The sequence below is a fragment of the Micromonospora sp. CA-249363 genome, assembly GCF_050950185.1.
GTDB lineage: Bacteria > Actinomycetota > Actinomycetes > Mycobacteriales > Micromonosporaceae > Micromonospora.
In genome coordinates this window covers 5993871-6011785 of sequence record NZ_CP192020.1, presented here as the reverse complement: position 1 = coordinate 6011785, position 17915 = coordinate 5993871, and the positions used below count along the sequence as shown (strand labels likewise).

The window sequence follows — 17915 nt, the reverse complement described above, 5'->3', positions numbered from 1 at the left end:
CTGGGCCAGGGCGTGGGCAGCGTCAAGGGCGATCCACATACCGGGAAGGGGCGTCTCAGTTATTTCGGCATTTCCTACTGTCTTGCTGTGGTAAATGGTCGGCCCTCCAAGCCGGTGGCAGCGGCTGCGCGGAGGTCGCCGGTGGCGGGGGTGCCGACGCGCTAGGGTCGATCCCGTGGCGGCGCGGAGATCCAGAATTCCAGCGACGAAGTATCCGGTCGAGCGGTTCACCCTCGACAACGGCCTGCGGGTGGTCCTCACCCCCGATCGCAGCGCCCCGGTGATCGGGGTGGCGGTGGTCTACGACGTCGGCATCCGCTCCGAGCCCCAGGGGCGTACGGGTTTCGCCCACCTCTTCGAGCATCTGATGTTCCAGGGCTCGGAGAACCTGGAGAAGCTGGCCCACTTCCGGCACGTGCAGGGCGCCGGTGGCACGTTCAACGGCTCCACCCACCTGGACTACACCGACTACTTCGAGACGCTGCCCAGCAATGCCCTGGAACGCGCCCTGTTTCTCGAGGCGGACCGGATGCGCGCGCCCCGACTGACCGAGGAGAACCTGCGCAACCAGGTCGACGTCGTGAAGGAGGAGATCCGGGTCAACGTGCTCAGCCGGCCGTACGGTGGTTTCCCCTGGCTGACCCTGCCGCCGGTCATGTTCGACACCTTCCCGAACGCGCACGACGGCTACGGCTCCTTCGACGACCTGGAGTCGGCCACCGTCGCCGACGCCGCCGACTTCTTCCGCCACTACTACGCCAGCGGCAACGCCGTCCTGGCCGTCAGCGGCGACATCGACGTGGCCGAGGCGACCGAGCTGGTCACCCGGCACTTCGGTGACGTGCCGGCCCGTCCCGCGCCACGGCGACCCGACTTCACCGAGCCCGACCTGACCGCCGAGCGCCGTAGCTCGTACACCGACGCCCTGGCGCCGTTGCCGGCGGTGGCCGGCGCGTGGCGGGTCCCTGACCCGGTCGGCGACTTCGCCGGCTACCTGCCGTACGTGGTGCTGGCCGAGGTGCTCACCGACGGCGAGGCGTCCCGCCTGGTCGAACGCCTCGTGCAGCGCGACCGCACGGTGACCAGCCTGGGTGGCTACCTCGGCTTCATGGGCGACCCGTTCGACGTCCGCGACCCCACGGCGCTGCTGTTGCAGGCGCACCTGCCGCCCGGTGGTGACGTGGACAAGGTGCTGCGCACCATCGACGAGGAGCTGGACCGGTTGGCCACCGACGGGCTGACCGACGGTGAGCTGGCCCGCACCCAGGCGCGGATGGCCACGCACCTGCTCCGCGACACCGACGCCGTCCTCGGCCGGGCGCTGCGAATGGCGGTCCTCGAGCAGCAACGCGGCGAGCCGGGCCTGCTCAACGATCTGCCCCGACTGGTCGGCGACGTCACCGAGGAGCAGGTCCGGGCCGCCGCGGCCACCCTGCGCCCGGAACGTCGCGCGTCGGTCGAGGTCATCCCCGGAGGTGCCCGATGACGACCACCGCCACCGCCACCGCCGGGCCGCGTACGCTGCCCCCGCTCGGTCCCACCCGCAAGCTGAAGGTGCCCAGGGAGGCCGAGCGCACGCTGGCCAACGGGCTCACCGTCATCGCCGTACGTCGGCCCGCGGTGCCCCTGGTCGAGCTGCGGCTCTGGGTGCCGTTCGGCCGCGCCCACCTCGCGCGCGGCGCGATGCTCTCCCAGACGATGCTCTCCGGCACGGAGTCGATGACCAGCGTGCAGCTCGCCGCCGAGCTGCAGAAGGTCGGCGGCGGCCTCTCTGCGGGAGTCGACCCGGACCGGCTGATGATCTCCGGCGCGGGGCTGGTCACCGGCCTGGACCGGATGCTGGAGTTGCTGGCCGAGGTGCTGACCGGCGCGAGCTACCCGAACGACGAGGTGGCCGCCGAACGGGACCGACTCATCGACCGGATCCAGGTCGCGCAGAGCCAGCCGTCGCACCTGGCCCGCGAGGCGCTCCTGAAGAGGATCTACGGGCGGCACCCGTACGCCACGCAGACCCCGGAGCCGGCTCAGCTCCGTGCCGTACGACCGGCGGCGCTGCGCAGCCTGCACGCCGAGCGGGTGCACCCCGCCGGGGCGCAGCTGGTGGTGGTCGGTGACGTGCAGCCGGAGAGGGCCCTGGACGCGGCCGAGCGGGCGCTCGCCGGTTGGACCGGAGCCGGTCGTACGGCCACCCTGCCGGCCACCCCGCCGCTGGAACCGGGGCCGCTGCTGCTGGTCGACCGGCCCGGCTCGGTGCAGTCCTCGTTGCGCGTCGCGCTGCCCGCCGTTCCGCGTACCGACCCCGACCACGCCCCGCTGCAACTGGCCAACCTGATCTTCGGGGGCTACTTCTCGTCCCGCTGGGTGGAGAACATCCGCGAGGACAAGGGCTACACGTACGGTCCGCACTCCGTGATCGAGCACTCGGTGGCCGGATCGGTGCTGGTCGCCGGCGCCGAGGTGGCCACCGAGGTCACCGGTCCGGCGCTGCTGGAGACCACGTACGAGCTGGGTCGGCTGGCCTCGCTGCCGCCCAGGCCGGAGGAGTTGGAGCAGGCCCGCCAGTACGCCCTGGGCACCCTCCAGCTCGGCATGTCCACCCAGGCCGGTCTGGCCGCGCTGACCAGCGCGTACGCCGGCAACGGCCTGCGCCTCGACTTCCTCGCCGAGTACGCGTCCCGCCTCGCGAAGGCGACCGTCGACGACGTCGCCCAGGCCGCCGCCCGGTACCTCGCGCCCGCCCGGGCGGTGGTCGTCGTGCTCGGCGACGCCGAGCGGATCACCCCGGGACTGGCCGCGCTGACACCGGTGCACACCGAGCCGGTGCAGCCGTGAGCGGCGAGACCGCGCCACCGCTGGCGCGCTCGACGCTTGATCGGGCCGCGCACCGCCGGGGTGACGCACAGTGGTTGACCGAGGCGTGGCTGCGCGGCCGGGTGCTGCTGCTCGACTCGACCGCCGACGGACGGACGCTCGCGCGTACCGACGTGTCGCCCCCGACGCTGGTGCTGTTCGGCGCGGCCGACGCGCCGGCCGGCGCCGAGTCGACGGCGATGTTCCTCGGTGTCGAGCCGGACGGCGTGCCGGTGTTCGCGGTCGACGTCCCGTTGCCGGCGCTGCCGGGCACCCGCGCGGTCAACCTGCGGGAGGTGGGCCACCTGCTCGGTGACCGGGAGGCCGGCCTCTTCACGACCGCGCTCGCGCTGCTCAACTGGCACACCCGGCACGGGTACTCCTCGGCGACCGGCGCGCCCACCGTCATGGACGAGGCCGGCTGGTCGCGGGTGGATCGCAACGGCGGTCGGATCTGGCCGCGTACCGACCCGGCGATGATCGTGCTGGTTCACGACGGTGTCGACGGCCCCGAAGGCCGCTGCCTGCTCGGTAACAACGCCGGCTGGCCGGGCACGCCGGGCGGGCGGCGCTACTCCTGCCTGGCCGGCTACGTGGAGCCGGGGGAGTCGGCGGAGGCCGCCGTGCTGCGCGAGGTCCGCGAGGAGGTGGGCATCGCGGTCGAGCGGATCGGGTACGTCGGCAGCCAGGCCTGGCCGTTCCCGGGCTCGCTGATGTTGGGTTTCCTGGCCACCGCCGACCCGTCCGATCCGGTGCGGGTCGATCCGTCCGAGATCGCGTACGCCCGGTGGTTCACCCGGGAGGAGATCGGGGCCGCGTGCGCGGGACGGGCCGTGGACGTGGGGGACGGGGCGCAGCTGATCCTGCCGCCGCCGTCGTCGATCGCGTTGTTCCTCATCCACCGCTGGCTGGACGGCTGGGTGGACGCCGCGCGGTGAGCACGGTCCCGGCCCGTGGCCGCCGTTGCCGCGACGGTCACGGGCCGGGAACACGGGCCGCCGTGGTCGGTGGGAGCGGTATGACGCGGCGGGGGAGCCGAGCCGACCACGGCGGACGTCTGGTGGGTCAGGTGCCGGCGCGGCCGGGTCTGCGCCGGAAGGCGGGCTGCGACTCGGCGAGCGGCAGGACCTTGACCCGCTGCTTGCCGGCCCGCACCGCGCCGACGGTGGACAGGGCCCGGGCCAGCACCAGCGCGGCGTCCCGGTCATCGGCGTGCACCGTCTGCCGTCGCGGCTCGGGCGTGGTCGTCTCGTCGCGGAGGCGGTGGCCGTCCGCCCAGGCGGCGGCGATGTCCCCGTCGGCGACGGTGCGGATGTCGGTGCGAACGATCAGGAACCGCATAAGGGTCTCCGGATGAACCGCGACGGATGAGCCGGTGCGTGGAAGTTCCACGTTCTCGTGGGTCATGTTACGCCCCGTGTTCATCCCAGCAAGTGAAACGCGCCTATTGGTTTTGAGCCTCGTCCGATCGGCGGATGCCTGCTCAGCGGGGTCGTCGGTGGATACGACGACGGGGCCGCCGGCAGTGTGCCGACGGCCCCGCCCACGGTGGAGGATCAGTTCAGGTCGAACTGGCCCGTCTTCGCCCCAGCGATGAAGCCGAGCCAACCGGCCCGGTTGAACATCAGCACCGGGCCACCCCGGTCCTTGCTGTCGCGCAGCGCGACCGCCGACGGGCCGGTGCCCAGCGGCGCGACCTCCACGCAGTTGGAGGTCTGGCTACGTGTGCTGGTACGCCACGGGGCGTCCGCCAGGGAGCTGGCGGAGACGGACGGCGTGTGGATGTCGTTCATGGTTCTGCTCCTGGTGTGAACCGATCCGATGGGACGAGTGGTGCCGCACGCCCCGACGGAGGGTCCCCCGTGGATCACCGGTCCGTCAGCCGCCCCGAATCACGGCGGCGTTGGGTCGGCGCCGTTGCCGGCCCGAACGCCACTGTGGATGCGGGTGCCGCCCCGGTCAGCCGTCCCGTCGCCTCGATCAGCCAGGAGAGGGTGTCCGAAGCGTCTAGTGCCGCCGTGCATAGCCACTCGAACACCACTTTATAGCGATTTAGCGTGATTGACTCGGTCGACATGACGTCGACGAACCCCCCTTCGATGGCCAATGTCTCCGGATCGAGCGGATCGGCGAACCGATAGAGGGAGAAGGCGGTCGGCGGAAGGTACCAATCTCCCACCTGAACGTCCCGCGGAAGCACGTGCAGCGTCACGTTCGGTAGCAGTGCCAGCTCGCAGAGTTGATGCAACTGCTCGTGCAACACCTCGGGCGGCCCGGACCGACGGCCGAGGGCGGCCTCCTCCAGCACCGCCGTGTAGGTCGGGGCGTGCGGCTCGCGCGTCAGCAGCGTCTGCCGGGCCAGCCGCGCCCGGACCTCGGTCTCCAACTCGTCGGCCGGCTCCGGCTCGCCGGCCCGCTCGTTCACCCGGCGGGCCGACTGGAGTCGGACCCGCGCGTAACCGGCGGTCTGCAGCAGGCCCGGCACCAGCACCGGGTTGTACTCGGAGATCTCCGCGCAGCCGGCCTCCAACTCGGCCCAACTCCGCTGCTGCTGCGTCATCACCGGAAAGTTCTTCAGCCAGCCGCGCATGTCGCCGGCCTCGCCGGCGATCCCGAGCAACTCCTCGCGCGCGGCGGCGTCGGCGCCGTACAGGTCCAGCAGGACGCTGACGTCCTGCGGGTCCGGTCTGCTACGCCCGTTCTCGAGGCGTGACAGTTTGGACGCGGACGCCCAGCCGATCCGCTCGATGACCTGGTCGCCGGTGAGGCCTGCGATCTCGCGCAGGCTGCGCAGTTCGATGCCCAATCGCCGACGACGCATGATTGGGCTGGGTGCGGCAGGAGGCACAGTGTCCTCTTTCCCGTCGTCCGCCGCAGACGCGACGGTAACTGTATGAAATTCGCCCCCCACGGTCAGTATGGACGGCGCGACCGGTGTCGGAGGTTCCGGCGGGGGCGTGTCTTGCCAAAAATGGACCACGGGTACGCCGGACGATGACGGACCCGCGGTCCCAGCCTCGTCGACCGCGCCCAGCCGGGCACGCCACCCTGCCGGAGGGACCCATGCGCACCGTCCTGCGCCGACCCGACTTCCGCCTCCTGTTCGGCGGCCTGCTGGCCAGCATGACCGCCGAGTCGATCCTGCTGCTCGCGCTCGCCATCTGGGTCAAGGACCTGACCGGCTCCAACGGGCTGGCCGGCGGCATCATCTTCGCCGTCGTCGCCCCGATGACGATGGCGCCACTCGTCGGGTGGTTCGTCGACCGGTACCCGCGTCGGCCCTTCTTCGTGGCCGCGAACGTGGTCACCGCGGTGCTGCTCGTACCGCTGTTCACCGTCCGCGACGCGGGCGACGTCTGGGTGGTCTACCTGGTCGCCGGCCTGTACGGGCTGTCCTCCATCACGCTCGGCGCGGCGCTCAGCGGGTTGCTCCGGCAACTGGTGCCGGTGGAGCTGCTGGCCGAGGCGAACGGAGTGCTGCAGACCGTACGCCAGGGGTTGCGGTTGGTTGGTCCCCTGGTCGGCGCGGCGCTCTACGCGGCGCTCGGCGGGTGGGCGCTCGCCGGTATCGGCATGCTCGGCTTCGCGACCGCCGCCGTGGTGGTGACCGCGGTGCCGAGCCCGGCACAGCCGCCGCCCACCGTACGGCTGCGGTGGCCCGCCGAGCTGGGCGCCGGCCTGCGACACCTGACCGGTGAGCCGGCGCTGCGCCGGGCCCTCGTCGGCTACGGGCTCGGGTCGCTGGTGATGGGCTTCAGCGAATCGCTGATCTTCGCGTACGTCGACCAGGGGCTGGACCGGGATGCCGCGTTCGTGGGCGTGCTGGTGATGGTGCAGGGCGTCGGCGGACTGTGCGGCGGGATCTGCTCACCGGCCCTGGTCCGGCGACTGGGCGAGGTCGGCACCCTAGCCGCCGGGGTGGCGTTCTTCTCTCCGGCGGCGCTCGCGCTCGCGTACCCCGAGCTTCCGCTCGGGTTCGGGGCGGTGCTGCTGGCCGGCGTCTCGCTGCCGCTGACGATGGTGGGCCTGCACACGCTGATCCAGCGGCGCACGCCCACCGCACTGGTCGGACGGGTCGCAGCGGCCACTCAGGCGCTGGTCAGCGGGCCGCAGGCGCTCTCCATCGGCGCGGGCGCCCTGCTGGTCGGCGTCCTGGACTACCGTGCCCTGTTCGTGCTGGTCGGGGTGGCCACGCTCGCCGCCGGCGTCTACCTGTGGCGGGGCCGACACCTCAGCGCGCCGTCCGGCGGCACGGCGCCCCCACCGCCGACGGTTCCCGGGCCGCGCCGCCCGCTCGACCCCGACCTCGGCGGGCCGGTGGCCACGGCGATCCGGCGGTTGCCCCGGCGCTGACGGATGTCGGACACGACGAAAGGGCCGCCCGGCAGGGGCGGCCCTTTCGTCGAGAGTGCTGCGGCCGGTCAGGCGCTCAGCGTCGCCAGGTGCTGCTTGACCTGCGTGATCGACGGGTTGGTCAGGGCGCTGCCGTCGTCGAAACGCAGCGTCGGCACCGTCTGGTTGCCGCCGTTGACGCTCATCACGAACTCCGCGGCCTGCGGGTCCTGCTCGATGTCGACCACCTCATACCCGATGCCTTCCCGGTCGAGCTGCGACTTCAGCCGGTGGCAGTAGCCGCACCAGGGAGTGGAATACATCGTCAGCATGATCGGATCCTCCAACTGCTCCGGCCGCCGGCTTGCCGATCAAGCCGAGGCTGTCCGCTACAACACCCGGGGGAGCTGAGATGATTCCTGGTTGTGGGGGTTCACTCAGCGTCGGAAGGCGTACTCGCCGGGCTGGACCCGGAGCAGCGCTCCGCGGTGACCGCACCGGCCGGCCCGGTCTGCATCCTGGCCGGAGCCGGCACCGGCAAGACCCGGGCGATCACCTCCCGGATCGCCCACCGGGCGCTCTCCGGCGAGATCTCCCCCCGGCACGTGCTGGCCGTCACCTTCACCGCCCGTGCCGCCGCCGAGATGCGTCACCGACTCACGCTGCTCGGGGCCCAGGGTGTGCAGGCACGGACATTCCATGCTGCCGCGCTGCGCCAGGTGCGCTACTTCGCGCCCCGCCTGCTGGCCGGCCGCGCCATGCCCGAGCTGCTGGACAGCAAGGTACGGCTGGTCACCCTCGCCGCCGCGCGAGCGGGTCTGCGCGCCGACCGGGCCGCCGCGCGGGACCTGGCCGGCGAGATCGAGTGGGCCAAGTCGTCGCTGGTCGAGCCGGGGGACTACGTCGTGGCCGCGGCCCGCGCCCGGCGGGACACGCCGCACGAGCCGGCGAAGGTCGCCGAGGTGTTCACCGCGTACGAGCAGCTCAAGCGCTCCAACGGGGTGATCGACTTCGAGGACATGCTGCGCGCCGCGGTGTGGGGCATCGAGGAACACCCGGACGTCGCCGAACAGGTTCGCGGCCAGTACCGACACTTCGTGGTCGACGAGTACCAGGACGTCAACCCGCTCCAGCAGCGGTTGCTGGACGCCTGGCTGGGCGGCCGTACCGACCTGACGGTGGTCGGCGACGCCAGCCAGACCATCTACTCGTTCACCGGTGCGACCTCGGCGTACCTGGTCGACTTCCCGCGGCGGCACCGTGGCGCCACCGTCGTACGACTGGTTCGGGACTACCGCTCCACCCCGCAGGTCGTCGGGCTCGCCAACGCCGTGATCTCCCAGGCGCGCGGCACCGAGGCGCGGCTGCGACTGGAGTTGAGCGGCCAGCGGCCTCCGGGCCCGGAACCCGACCTGCGGATCTTCACGGACGAGCCCGCCGAGGCGAACGCGGTGGCCGCGCGCTGCCGGTCGCTGATCGACGCGGGCACCCCGGCGAAGGAGATCGCCGTCCTGTTCCGGACCAACGCGCAGTCCGAGGCGTACGAGAAGGCGCTGACCGAGGCCGCCGTGCCGTACGTGGTGCAGGGCGCCGAGCGCTTCTTCGAGCGCGCCGAGGTCCGTCAGGCCATGGTCGCCCTGCGCTCGGCCACCCGGTCCATCCCTGGGGAGACGCCGCTGCCGGCCGCCGTCGTCGAGGCGCTCGCCGCCGTCGGCTGGGCGCCGGACGCGCCCCCGGCCGGCGGGGCGGCCCGGGAACGCTGGGAGGCCCTGGCCGCGCTGGTCCAGCTCGCCGAGGAGTACGCGGCCACGCCCGAGTTGGTGCCGATCGGCGAGGCCGCCTCGGTGGAGCGTCCGGTCACCCTCACCGACTTCACCGAGGAGCTGGCCCGCCGGGCCGCCCAGCAGCACGTGCCGACGGTGGACGGGGTCACGTTGGCGTCCCTGCACTCGGCCAAGGGGTTGGAGTGGGACGCCGTCTTCCTGGTCGGCCTCGCCGAGGGCACCCTGCCCACCACGTACGCCAAGACCGTCGAGCAGGTGGAGGAGGAGCGCCGGCTGCTGTACGTCGGGATCACCCGGGCTCGGCAGTGGCTCTGGCTGTCGTACGCCGCCGCGCGCTCACCGGGCGGGCGGGCCCGGCGGCCCTCGCGGTTCCTGCCCCAGCTGGACCGCTCCGGCGGCACCGAGCGGGCGGGCGCCTCCACGGGCGGGGTTCGGCGACCCGAGCGGCGTCGGACGCAGATCGTGTCCTGTCGGATCTGCGGCGCAACCCTGCTCGCCGGCCCGGACCGGAAGCTGGGCCGCTGTCCCACCTGTCCGTCCGACATCGACGATGAACTGCACGAACGGCTCCGCGAGTGGCGGCAGCGGGTGGCCGGCGCGCAGAAGGTCCCGGCGTACGTGGTGTTCACCGACGCCACGTTGACGGCGTTGGCCGAGCGGCGGCCCGGCCGGCCGGAGGAGTTGATCGCGATCGCCGGCATCGGCCCCCGCAAACTGGGCCTCTACGGCGAGTCGGTACTGGCGCTCGTGGGGGGCGCGGGGGTGGACGACGTCTGCCCTGAGAAAACTTTCGAAATCTCGTCGTAAATTCGTTTGCCCTCGCGCCCAGGCGAGGAATAGCCTCAGGACACACCACGCGAGCGGCGCCATTCCGGCTGCTCACGGGGGTTGGTCCAGTCGATCCGAGGAACGTGAGGGAGGTGGCACCCGTGAAGATCTTCACCTATGAGCGTCTGATGGCGATGCCGTCTGTCTGCGCTCCGCTGTCGGCTGTCCGGGTGGCCCTTGCGGCCGCACGACCGTCGGTTCCGCAGGTGCACCAGGTTCAGACCGAGCTGACCCTGACCGTCGCGCCGAATGCCGGAGTCGAGGGGACCAGTGGCATCACGGGCATGGGCATCGATGGCGCCAAGAAGCGCACGGATGTCCGCGGCGTTCCACCTCGAGGTAGACCGGTCTGAATCTCAGACACCGGCTCACCTCGAGGCCGCGGAACCCGCTACCGGGATCCGCGGCCTCAGTTTTTTGCCCCGCCGTAAGTACGTCGGAATGCGATCCACGAGATCGAAGTGAGAGAGAGGTGACCGGGAGATGAGTCTGGCGTTGGCCCCCCTCGATGTGAGCGTCGAGCTGGAGGCGAACCTGCCCTGCCGGAAGTTCGACCCCGACCTGTGGTTCTCCGACTCGCCTGCCGAGCTCGAGCTGGCCAAGTCGCTCTGCGGGGACTGCCCGCTGCGCGTCGAGTGCCTGGCCGGAGCGGTGGAGCGAGCGGAGCCCTGGGGCGTCTGGGGCGGCGAGATCTTCGAGCGTGGCGCGGTCGTTCCGCGCAAGCGGCCCCGTGGCCGTCCGCGCAAGGAGGACGTCGCTCGTGACGCCGCGCTCCGGGTCGAGGCCGAGGCGCGCCTGGCGGCCAGTGGGCTGTCCGAGGTGCGTGGCGCGGTCCGGCTGGCAGCCTGACATGTTCCCGACCCGTTCCAACGACGCCGGTGTCACACCGGCAGTGAGTGAGAAGACGATGTTGAACATTCCGAGTGGTGCCTTCGAGATGCAACTACTCCACGAAGCGTTGACCAGGGCTCGAATGCGCCGGCCTCAGGCCGGTCGTACCACCACGAGCACTGAGGCAACCCGATCCGCCCGTACCGTCGCCATGAACAGCCGCCTCCAGTCGGCGCGCGACCTGGGCGTTCTCTAGTACCACCTCATGCGAGGGCGGGTGCCGACCGGCACCCGCCCTCTCGCACGTCCTCAGGCGACCGGCGCGAAGCCGGGCAGCCAGCGTTCCAGGATGCTCCGGTACGGGGCCTTGGCCTCCAACTGGCAGAGCACCCCGATCGACCCGAGCGTCACCCGGTGGATGAGCAGGTACGACGGTGGCAGGTTGAGCTGCCGGCTCAACTGGTACGTGGGGGATCGAGGGCTGGCCAGTCGGGCCGCCTCGGCGCGTAGCCAGGCCCGGGTGAACCGGAACCCGTCGGCGGCGATGGGCTCCAGCATCGGGCGGAGGAAGTCGAGGACCCCCTCGGCATCGATCTCGTCGGTGGCGCCGATGAACCCCTCGTCCCGCAATCCCGCCACCACGCCGTCCGCGTCCCCGCGCAACGCCCGCGCGGCGATCCGGCCGATCGGCTCCGGCGTGCCCTCCGGCATCCGGGCCACCGCGCCGAAGTCGATCACGCCGAGCCGGCCGTCGGGCAGGAGCCGGAAGTTGCCGGGGTGCGGGTCGGCGTGCAGCAGACCCGCCCGCTGAGGGGCGGACAGGTGCAGCGTCGCCATCAGCCGGCCGGCCTCGTCCCGCTGCTCCTCGCTGCCGTCGCGGATGATGTCGGCCAGCGGTGTGCCCGTCACCCACTCGGTGACCAGCACCCGGGGCGACGCGGAGACGACCTCCGGGATGTAGATCTCGTCGTCGTCCGCGTACGCGGCGGCGAAGGTGCGCTGCGACTCCGCCTCCAGCTCGTAGTCCAGCTCCTCGGTGATCCGCTCCCGAAGCTCGACGAGGAGCGGCTTGACGTCGAGGCCCGGTTGGATGGCCCGGAACATCCCGCCGAGGCGGGAGAGCTGCTTGAGGTCGGCGAGGAGCGCGTCACCGGCCCCCGGGTACTGGATCTTGACCGCCACGTCGCGGCTGTTCGGCTCGCCGGAGGGGCCGTACCCCGGCTCCCGCCACCGCGCCCGGTGCACCTGCCCGATGCTCGCCGCGGCGGCCGGGGTGTCGTTGAACTCGACGAACCGGTCGCGCCAGTTCGGGCCGAGCTGCTCGGCCAGCACCTTGTGCACGCTCGCGGCAGGCAGCGGCGGCGCGGCCTCCTGGAGTTTGGTCAGCGCCTGCCGGTAGGGCGCGGCGATCTCCTCCGGCAGGGCCGCCTCGAAGACCGACAACGCCTGGCCGAACTTCATCGCCCCGCCCTTGAGCTGCCCCAACACGCTGAACAACTGTTCGGCGGTGCGCTGCTGGATCTCCGCGGAGATGACGTCGGAGGCGAGCCCGGTGACACGCTTACCCATGCCGAGGACGGTCCGACCGGCGAAGCCGAGCGGCAGAGCGGCGAGCTTGGCGGTCCGGGACACGGCCCGGCGCGGGATGTCGGTCACTTCGCCATTGTTACCGACCGGAGGGCCCCGCTGCTGCCGTGCGGCCGGGCTGGTGCGTACGCCCCGCTCCGCGAACAGGCGCACGCCGGGTGCGGCGGCCAGCCCCGCCGACGGAACCGGCCCGCGCCGGAGATCTCCACAGCGCCACCCAGCGTCTCGGGCTGGCCGCCGTCGAGGTGCGCCAGGGCCTCTGCCACCGCGTATCCGATCGCCGCGAACAGTGTGCCGGTCGCTCCGGCGGCCACCGGCCGCGCCGCGGCCAGTTGGGCGGCGAGCCCGGGCCAGGCCGGGTCGCGGTCGGCGCGGTGCAGCTCCACGCAGCGCAGACACGGCCCGGCGGGCGGGCGGACCAGCGGCCCGATCACGGGTACGCCCTCGCGGACGGTCACCAGAAGGTGCGGCTGACGTCGCTGGGCGAGACCGGCGGCGAGCAGCGCGGGCGGACGGTCGGCGCCGAACTGGATCACCAGATCCACCCGGGCGGCCCGGACCGGGTGGGTGCCGGTGCCCGGCGCGACACGCTCGACGGCCGCGCGGATCGCCGGGGCCAGCGGCCGGCCCAACTCGGTGGCGGGAATGCCCGTCCCGATCAGGTCGATCGGTCGTACGGGGCCGCTGAGGTGCGGGATCACCTGTCCGACGCCGGCCTGGGCCAGCGCCATGGCCAGCGGCCCGCCGAGGGCCCCGCCGCCGGTGAGCAGCACCCGGGCCGCCCGCCGGCGGCGTAGGACCTGCGCCGGGGTGCCGGGTAGACGGGCGGCCACCAGCGCCAACGCTCCGGCCTCGGCGGCCAGCCGATCCCGGACCGGCCCGGCCAGGTCGCGGGGGAGCAGGGTGTGCGCCGGCACCAGCAGGCCCGCCGCGCGCAGGGCGTCCAGCAGCGTACGGGCGTCGTCCGGGGCGACCTGGGCGGCGCCGGCCTCGGCCAGTACGTCCCGCTCGCTGCGGGTGCCGTCCAGCAGATCGAGCAGGTGAGCGGTGCGTGGGTTGGGCAGCTCCACCAGCGCGGCGGGACCGGGGCCGAGGCCGATCTGCAGGGTGTGCCGATCCCGCCAGAGCCGGCTGAGGCCGGGAAGCAGCGTGGGGCGAGGAAGCGGCGTACGACTCATGGTGACGAATCGTGACCGCATCCCTGCGCTGGGTCGATCGTTGTCCACAGGCGGCCGAGGCCGTATCCAGCCTTGTCCACAGGATCCGCCGGGTTATCCACAGGCCACTGCGCGTGCTGTCGGCCACCCGACAGGCTGGCTCTTCCGGAACGGCAACGGGGGCGGGACGGCCGTGTGGCCGTCCCGCCCCCGCAGATCCGTACGGGTCAGACCTTCGCCTTGCCGAGAATCCGGTTCACTGTTGTGCCGCATACCGGACACTTGCCCTTGGCCATGTTCATGCCGGTCTTCGAGACCTCCACGTGCCCCTCGAAGTCCCGCTTCTCCTTGCACTTCACGCAGTAACCGTTGTAGGTCTGGGCCTGGTCGGCCACGGTGCCCTCCTCGTCTCGTCCGCCGGTCAATACGGTTCCGGCGGAATGCCCGGCGGCGGACCTCACGGGGCGCCGGCGCTGGGTCTTACTCCACGGCCACCTTCGTGACCGCTGGTTCGCGGACCCTACCCAGGTCTGGGCAGTTCCATGTCAGCTGTGCATCGTCACTGTGAGCAAGTCGACGTCGAGAGTGTGCATGGCGAATTAGGTCGGATAAGTCAGTTTGGCGGGGACACGCCGACCAAACCCTCACAGCCACCCCTGCGGGTGCCCCCGCGGCAGCGTCCGGCGCGGTGATCACCTACGGTGGAGGAGAGGACCGTGCGGTGCCGCCGTCGGCGTACACGGTGGGTGACGAGACGGCGCGATGGCACTTCGGCGGTGGTCCGGTCAAGAAATTTTCGGGACGCCGGGCGACCAATCACCATTTTTTGGGCGCGTGTCGCGCGGTTGACTCTTGCGGACCCCTGGTCAGTACGCATTAGCTTTCCCTCGTGACACGTAGCCGAGGCTGCGCGGCCCAGTGATGGCAGGGACGCGGAAGCCGGTCGTCGAGGTACGGCGCAGCCAGCGTCGGCGACGCACGGTGTCTGCGTACCGTGACGGTGAGCGGGTGGTCGTCCTCATCCCGGACCAGTTCTCCCGGGCCGAGGAGAGCGAGTGGGTCGACCGCATGTTGGCGCGGCTCGCCGCCCGCGAGGGACGGCTGGCCCGCTCCGACGACGAACTCGTCGCCCGGGCCAACCGGCTGATCGAGCTGTACCTCGGCGGCTACGGCGAGAGGGCCGTGCCGGCCAGTGTGCGTTGGGTCACCAACCAGAACGGCCGCTGGGGCTCGTGCACCCCCGCCGACCGCAGCATCCGCATCTCACACCGCGTCCAGGACATGCCCGACTGGGTGATCGACTACGTGCTGCTCCACGAGTTGACCCACCTCATCGTGCCCAGCCACAACGCCCGCTTCTGGGCGCTCGTCGGCCGGTACCCCAAGTCGGAGCGTGCGCGCGGTTACCTGGAGGGCGTCGCCGCCGCATCCTGCGCCCCCGTCCCCACCTGACCCACCCCTTGATCCGGGTCGGCCCTGCTCGGCTCGGCGTTGTCGGGCCTGGCTCGGCGTTGTCGGGCTTGGCTCGGCCTTGTCGGGCCTGGCTCGGCCTTGTCGGGCTTGGCTCGGCCTTGTCGGGCCTGGCTCGGCCTTGTCCGGCTCGGCTCGGCCTTGTCGGGCTTGGCTCGGCCTTGTCGGGCCTGGCTCGGCCTTGTCGGGCTCGGCTCGGCCTTGTCTGGCCTTGATCGACTCCAGGTCGGCGATGTTGCGGTGTCCTGGCGGCGGGATGCCCCGACATCGCCGATGTCGAGTCGATCATCGGCCCCGCCGGCTGGGGCCGTCGGCTGGCCCGCTGGCTGGGGCCGTCGGCGGAGGTCGTCGGCGGAGGTCGTCGGCTGGCGGGCTCGGCGGGTCGGGCGCGTTGGGCTTGGCGGGGTGGGTGAGGCCCTGGTCCGGGGCGCTAGGGTCGGGGCATGGCGCGGCGGGTGGTGGTGGTGATGCTCGGGCCGGTGCGATGGTCGCCCCCGGGGATCGACCGGGAACAGTGGCGGGCGGCGCTCGCCGAGGACGTCATCGACCTGGCGGCGACCCTCAACGAGGTGGACGTCGCCGTCGCGGTGACCCCGGCCGACCGTCCGCTGGCCGACGCGCTGGTCTGGCCCGGTACCGCCGTCCACGAGGTGCCCGAGCCGACGCCGAACGCGGTGTTCGCCGCGCTGGACGGCTACGACCAGGCGGCGGTGCTCGCCGGTGACGTGCCCGACCTGCCCGCGCTGACGGTCGGCAAGCTGCTGCGCCCGCTCACCACCCGGTCGGTGGCCGTGGCCCCGGTGGAGGGCGGCGGTCCGGGTCTGCTCGGCGTGGCCGTACGGCTGCCCGTGCCGCAGTGGTTGCCACCGCTCGACCTTGACACGGCAATGCCGGCCGACGCCCGGGTCGGCGCCCCCCAGCCGGGGGACGTCGCCGTGACGGCTGGCTGGCGACGGCAGCGTGGCCCGGCCGACCTCGCCGCGCTGGACCCGGCCTTCGAGGGCTGGGAGGCGACCCGCTCGCTGCTGTCGGGCTCAGGCCGCCGCGCCTGATCGGCGCGCCCTCGGCGCGCCCGGCCGCCGCGCCTGATCGCCTCGGGGCGTGGCGGCTGCGCCTGATCGGCGCGCCCTCGGCGCGCCCGGCCGCCGCGCCTGATCGCCTCGGGGCGTGGCGGCTGCGCCTGATCGGCACGCCCTCGGCGCGCCCGGGCCGCTGCGCCCGCCCGCTGCGTCCGCTGCGCCCGCCCGCTGCGCCCGCCGCGCCCGGCCGCCTCGCCCGCCGCGCCCTCGGGGCGTGACGGCTGCGCCTGATCGCCGCGTCCGGCCGCCGCGCCTGATCGCCGCGTCCGGCCGCCGCGCCTGATCGCCGCGTCCGGCCGGCCCGCCCGCCGCGCCCTCGGGGCGTGACGGCTGCGTCTGATCGGCACGCCCTCGGCGCGCCGGCCCGCTGCGCCTGATCGCCGCATCGTCGGCGCGGCGCGACGCCCCTCGGGTCGTCGCCAACGCGCCGCGACGCCCCTTCGGGTCGTCATCCGGCGTGATCCACTCGGGTTCCTGCAAACCGCGGCGTCCGGGCCGCGTAGACAGCCCGCCTTGCAGGAAGCCGAGTGGATCACCGAGCCGGGCGCGTGCCGGACGCCCGCCACGGTCGGCGCGGGCGCCCGGGCCTGGCCGCGTCAGCTCCTGGTGCCGCCGTCCGTGCCGCTGTCGTCGTTCTTGTCGTCGTCGTCGTTGTCGTCGGACTCGCCCGGCGACTTCTCGTGCGCGCCGCCCGGGGCGGTGAAGTCGAAGCTGTCGAGCTCGCTCATGTCCCAGTCGTTCATCGCGAACGCGACCGGGTCGGCGAAGTCGTCGTCCGACGGGAGCAGGTCCGGGTGGCCCCAGACGGCGTCCCGGCCCTCGATGCCCCGGTGCTGGGTGAGCGCCGCCCACAGGGCCGCCGCCTCGCGCAGCCGGCGCGGGCGCAGCTCCAGGCCGACGAGGGCCGCGAAGGTCTGCTCGGCCGGGCCGCCGGCGGCACGGCGGCGGCGGAACGCCTCGCCCAGCCGTACGACGTTGGGCAGCCGGTCGCTGGCGGCGCTGTCCACCACGTGGCACACCCAGCCCTCGACCAGGGCCAACGCGGTCTCCAGGCGGGCCAGCGAGGCCTTCTGCGCCGGGCTGTCCTCGGGAGTGAAGATGCCTTCCAGGGCGATCGCCTGCATCGACTCCGGGTCGGTCGGGTCGACCCGGCCCATCGCCTCCTCGATCGCCTCACGGTTGACCCGGATGCCCGCGGCGTACATCTCCACGGCGCTGAGCACGTGCCCGCGCAGCCACGGAACGTGCTGGAACAGCCGCTGGTGGGCGGCCTCGCGCAGCGCCACGTAGAGGCGTACCTCGTCCTCGGGAAGTTCCAGGCCCTCGCCGTACGCGCGGATGTTTGCCGGAATCAGCGCGGCCGTGCCGGCCGGGCCGAGCGGCAGCCCGATGTCGCCGGCGGAGAGCACCTCCGCGGCGAGCGAGCCGAGGGCCTGCCCGAGCTGGCCGCCGAAGAGCGCGCCACCGAGGGTGGCCACCATCGACTGCATCGGGCCGAGCTGGGCGCGCGCCTCCGGCGGCACCAGGTCGCCCATCGCGCCGACCATCCGGCTGGCCACCGGGTCGCAGAGCTTGCGCCACACGTCGAGCGTCTTGAAGATCCACTCGTTGCGGTTCCAGGCGACCGGGGACTGGATGCCGGACGGCCACGACGTGGCGGGCTCCAACCACAGGTCGGCCAGGCGCAACGCCTCCTCGACGGCGTTGCGCTCGTACGGCGACACGGCCGGATCACCGGCGGCGGCCAGCTGGCTGGCCGCTACCTGCCGGGCCAGGTCCCAGTTGACCGGCCCGCTGCCCGGCGCCGAGAGCAGGTGCTGCAACTGCGACATGAACTGCTGCATCTGCGCGGGATCGTTGGGGTCTGGTGGTTGCCCACCCGGGAGCGCGAAACCGAACGGAATATCAGGCACGACCTCTACGGTACGCGGGCCGCGCCCCAGGTAGTCGCCGCTGGCGTTGCGCTGAGGGCGAAGTCGCGTGGCGCATCCGTCGGA

Annotated in this window: 17 protein-coding genes; 9 read left to right on the top strand and 8 right to left on the bottom strand. The window is 72.7% G+C overall.

What is annotated here, in order from left to right; all coding sequences use genetic code 11:
- The first annotated feature begins 175 nt into the window (after positions 1-175).
- Genes ACQPZK_RS26805 through nudC form a run of 3 tightly spaced genes read left to right on the top strand, consistent with a single transcriptional unit; the run spans position 176 to position 3788 of the window.
- Positions 176-1486 carry a M16 family metallopeptidase gene (locus tag ACQPZK_RS26805; RefSeq protein ID WP_433535588.1) on the top strand — a complete coding sequence of 437 codons (1311 nt, stop codon included), beginning with the start codon at positions 176-178 and terminating at the stop codon, positions 1484-1486.
- On the top strand, positions 1483-2832 hold the full coding sequence (locus tag ACQPZK_RS26800; RefSeq protein ID WP_433535587.1) for a M16 family metallopeptidase: 1350 nt from the start codon (positions 1483-1485) through the stop codon (positions 2830-2832). Before ACQPZK_RS26805 ends, ACQPZK_RS26800 begins: the two co-directional genes overlap by 4 nt.
- Entirely contained in the window at positions 2829-3788 is a 960-nt protein-coding gene (gene nudC / locus ACQPZK_RS26795; RefSeq protein ID WP_433535586.1) for an NAD(+) diphosphatase, read from the top strand. The genes ACQPZK_RS26800 and nudC overlap by 4 nt, the downstream gene beginning before the upstream one ends.
- A 127-nt stretch (positions 3789-3915) precedes the next feature.
- Here the strand turns inward: nudC and ACQPZK_RS26790 are convergent, their stop codons facing one another.
- From ACQPZK_RS26790 to ACQPZK_RS26780, 3 genes are all read right to left on the bottom strand, one after another.
- On the bottom strand, positions 3916-4191 hold the full coding sequence (locus ACQPZK_RS26790; protein ID WP_433535585.1) for a hypothetical protein: 276 nt from the start codon (positions 4189-4191) through the stop codon (positions 3916-3918).
- Positions 4192-4406: 215 nt separating this feature from the next.
- A complete protein-coding gene (locus ACQPZK_RS26785; protein WP_433535584.1) occupies positions 4407-4643 on the bottom strand; it encodes a DUF397 domain-containing protein in 237 nt (78 codons plus the stop codon).
- Between the two features lie 74 nt (positions 4644-4717).
- Positions 4718-5698 carry a helix-turn-helix domain-containing protein gene (locus tag ACQPZK_RS26780; RefSeq protein ID WP_433535583.1) on the bottom strand — a complete coding sequence of 327 codons (981 nt, stop codon included), beginning with the start codon at positions 5696-5698 and terminating at the stop codon, positions 4718-4720.
- 215 nt (positions 5699-5913) lie between these two features.
- Here ACQPZK_RS26780 and ACQPZK_RS26775 point away from each other — a divergent pair, with 215 nt between their 5' ends.
- A complete protein-coding gene (locus tag ACQPZK_RS26775) occupies positions 5914-7203 on the top strand; it encodes an MFS transporter (RefSeq protein WP_433535582.1) in 1290 nt (429 codons plus the stop codon).
- A 68-nt stretch (positions 7204-7271) separates the two neighbouring features.
- Here ACQPZK_RS26775 and ACQPZK_RS26770 read toward each other — a convergent pair whose 3' ends face one another.
- The gene (locus ACQPZK_RS26770) at positions 7272-7514 is read right to left on the bottom strand and encodes a mycoredoxin (protein WP_433535581.1); all 243 of its coding nucleotides are present in this window, start codon (positions 7512-7514) and stop codon (positions 7272-7274) included.
- Between the two features lie 93 nt (positions 7515-7607).
- Between ACQPZK_RS26770 and ACQPZK_RS26765 the strand changes: the two genes are divergently transcribed.
- From ACQPZK_RS26765 to ACQPZK_RS26755, 3 genes are all read left to right on the top strand, one after another.
- Complete coding sequence (locus tag ACQPZK_RS26765) at positions 7608-9773, top strand: ATP-dependent DNA helicase UvrD2 (protein ID WP_433535580.1); 2166 nt, start codon at positions 7608-7610, stop codon at positions 9771-9773.
- Between the two features lie 122 nt (positions 9774-9895).
- Positions 9896-10147, top strand: coding sequence for a hypothetical protein (locus ACQPZK_RS26760; protein ID WP_433535579.1), 252 nt, complete (start codon positions 9896-9898; stop codon positions 10145-10147).
- 130 nt (positions 10148-10277) lie between these two features.
- Positions 10278-10643 (top strand): WhiB family transcriptional regulator, encoded by a 366-nt coding sequence (locus tag ACQPZK_RS26755; RefSeq protein ID WP_139582271.1) that lies wholly within the window; start codon positions 10278-10280, stop codon positions 10641-10643.
- 291 nt (positions 10644-10934) lie between these two features.
- Here ACQPZK_RS26755 and ACQPZK_RS26750 read toward each other — a convergent pair whose 3' ends face one another.
- The 3 genes from ACQPZK_RS26750 to ACQPZK_RS26740 form a co-directional block, all read right to left on the bottom strand.
- A complete protein-coding gene (locus ACQPZK_RS26750; RefSeq protein WP_433535578.1) occupies positions 10935-12281 on the bottom strand; it encodes an ABC1 kinase family protein in 1347 nt (448 codons plus the stop codon).
- On the bottom strand, positions 12278-13390 hold the full coding sequence (locus ACQPZK_RS26745; RefSeq protein ID WP_433535577.1) for a TOMM precursor leader peptide-binding protein: 1113 nt from the start codon (positions 13388-13390) through the stop codon (positions 12278-12280). Before ACQPZK_RS26745 ends, ACQPZK_RS26750 begins: the two co-directional genes overlap by 4 nt.
- A gap of 206 nt (positions 13391-13596) precedes the next feature.
- Complete coding sequence (locus tag ACQPZK_RS26740) at positions 13597-13764, bottom strand: DUF5679 domain-containing protein (RefSeq protein WP_007464795.1); 168 nt, start codon at positions 13762-13764, stop codon at positions 13597-13599.
- 526 nt (positions 13765-14290) lie between these two features.
- On the opposite strand from ACQPZK_RS26740, the gene ACQPZK_RS26735 reads away from it, so the two are divergent.
- Positions 14291-14821, top strand: coding sequence for a M48 metallopeptidase family protein (locus tag ACQPZK_RS26735; RefSeq protein ID WP_433535576.1), 531 nt, complete (start codon positions 14291-14293; stop codon positions 14819-14821).
- 461 nt (positions 14822-15282) lie between these two features.
- Positions 15283-15891, top strand: coding sequence for a hypothetical protein (locus tag ACQPZK_RS26730; protein ID WP_433535575.1), 609 nt, complete (start codon positions 15283-15285; stop codon positions 15889-15891).
- 623 nt (positions 15892-16514) lie between these two features.
- Here ACQPZK_RS26730 and ACQPZK_RS26725 read toward each other — a convergent pair.
- Complete coding sequence (locus tag ACQPZK_RS26725) at positions 16515-17831, bottom strand: zinc-dependent metalloprotease (protein WP_433535574.1); 1317 nt, start codon at positions 17829-17831, stop codon at positions 16515-16517.
- Positions 17832-17915: the final 84 nt, after the last annotated feature.

Excerpts from the sequence above, each read along its gene's own strand:
- ACQPZK_RS26800 (WP_433535587.1), top strand. The coding sequence starts at position 1,483 with ATGACGACCACCGCCACCGCCACCGCCGGGCCGCGTACGCTGCCCCCG.
- ACQPZK_RS26755 (WP_139582271.1), top strand. The coding sequence starts at position 10,278 with ATGAGTCTGGCGTTGGCCCCCCTCGATGTGAGCGTCGAGCTGGAGGCG.
- ACQPZK_RS26790 (WP_433535585.1), bottom strand. The coding sequence starts at position 4,191 with ATGCGGTTCCTGATCGTTCGCACCGACATCCGCACCGTCGCCGACGGG.
- ACQPZK_RS26770 (WP_433535581.1), bottom strand. The coding sequence starts at position 7,514 with ATGCTGACGATGTATTCCACTCCCTGGTGCGGCTACTGCCACCGGCTG.
- ACQPZK_RS26785 (WP_433535584.1), bottom strand. The coding sequence starts at position 4,643 with ATGAACGACATCCACACGCCGTCCGTCTCCGCCAGCTCCCTGGCGGAC.
- ACQPZK_RS26730 (WP_433535575.1), top strand. The coding sequence starts at position 15,283 with ATGGCGCGGCGGGTGGTGGTGGTGATGCTCGGGCCGGTGCGATGGTCG.
- ACQPZK_RS26735 (WP_433535576.1), top strand. The coding sequence starts at position 14,291 with ATGGCAGGGACGCGGAAGCCGGTCGTCGAGGTACGGCGCAGCCAGCGT.
- ACQPZK_RS26745 (WP_433535577.1), bottom strand. The coding sequence starts at position 13,390 with ATGAGTCGTACGCCGCTTCCTCGCCCCACGCTGCTTCCCGGCCTCAGC.
- ACQPZK_RS26775 (WP_433535582.1), top strand. The coding sequence starts at position 5,914 with ATGCGCACCGTCCTGCGCCGACCCGACTTCCGCCTCCTGTTCGGCGGC.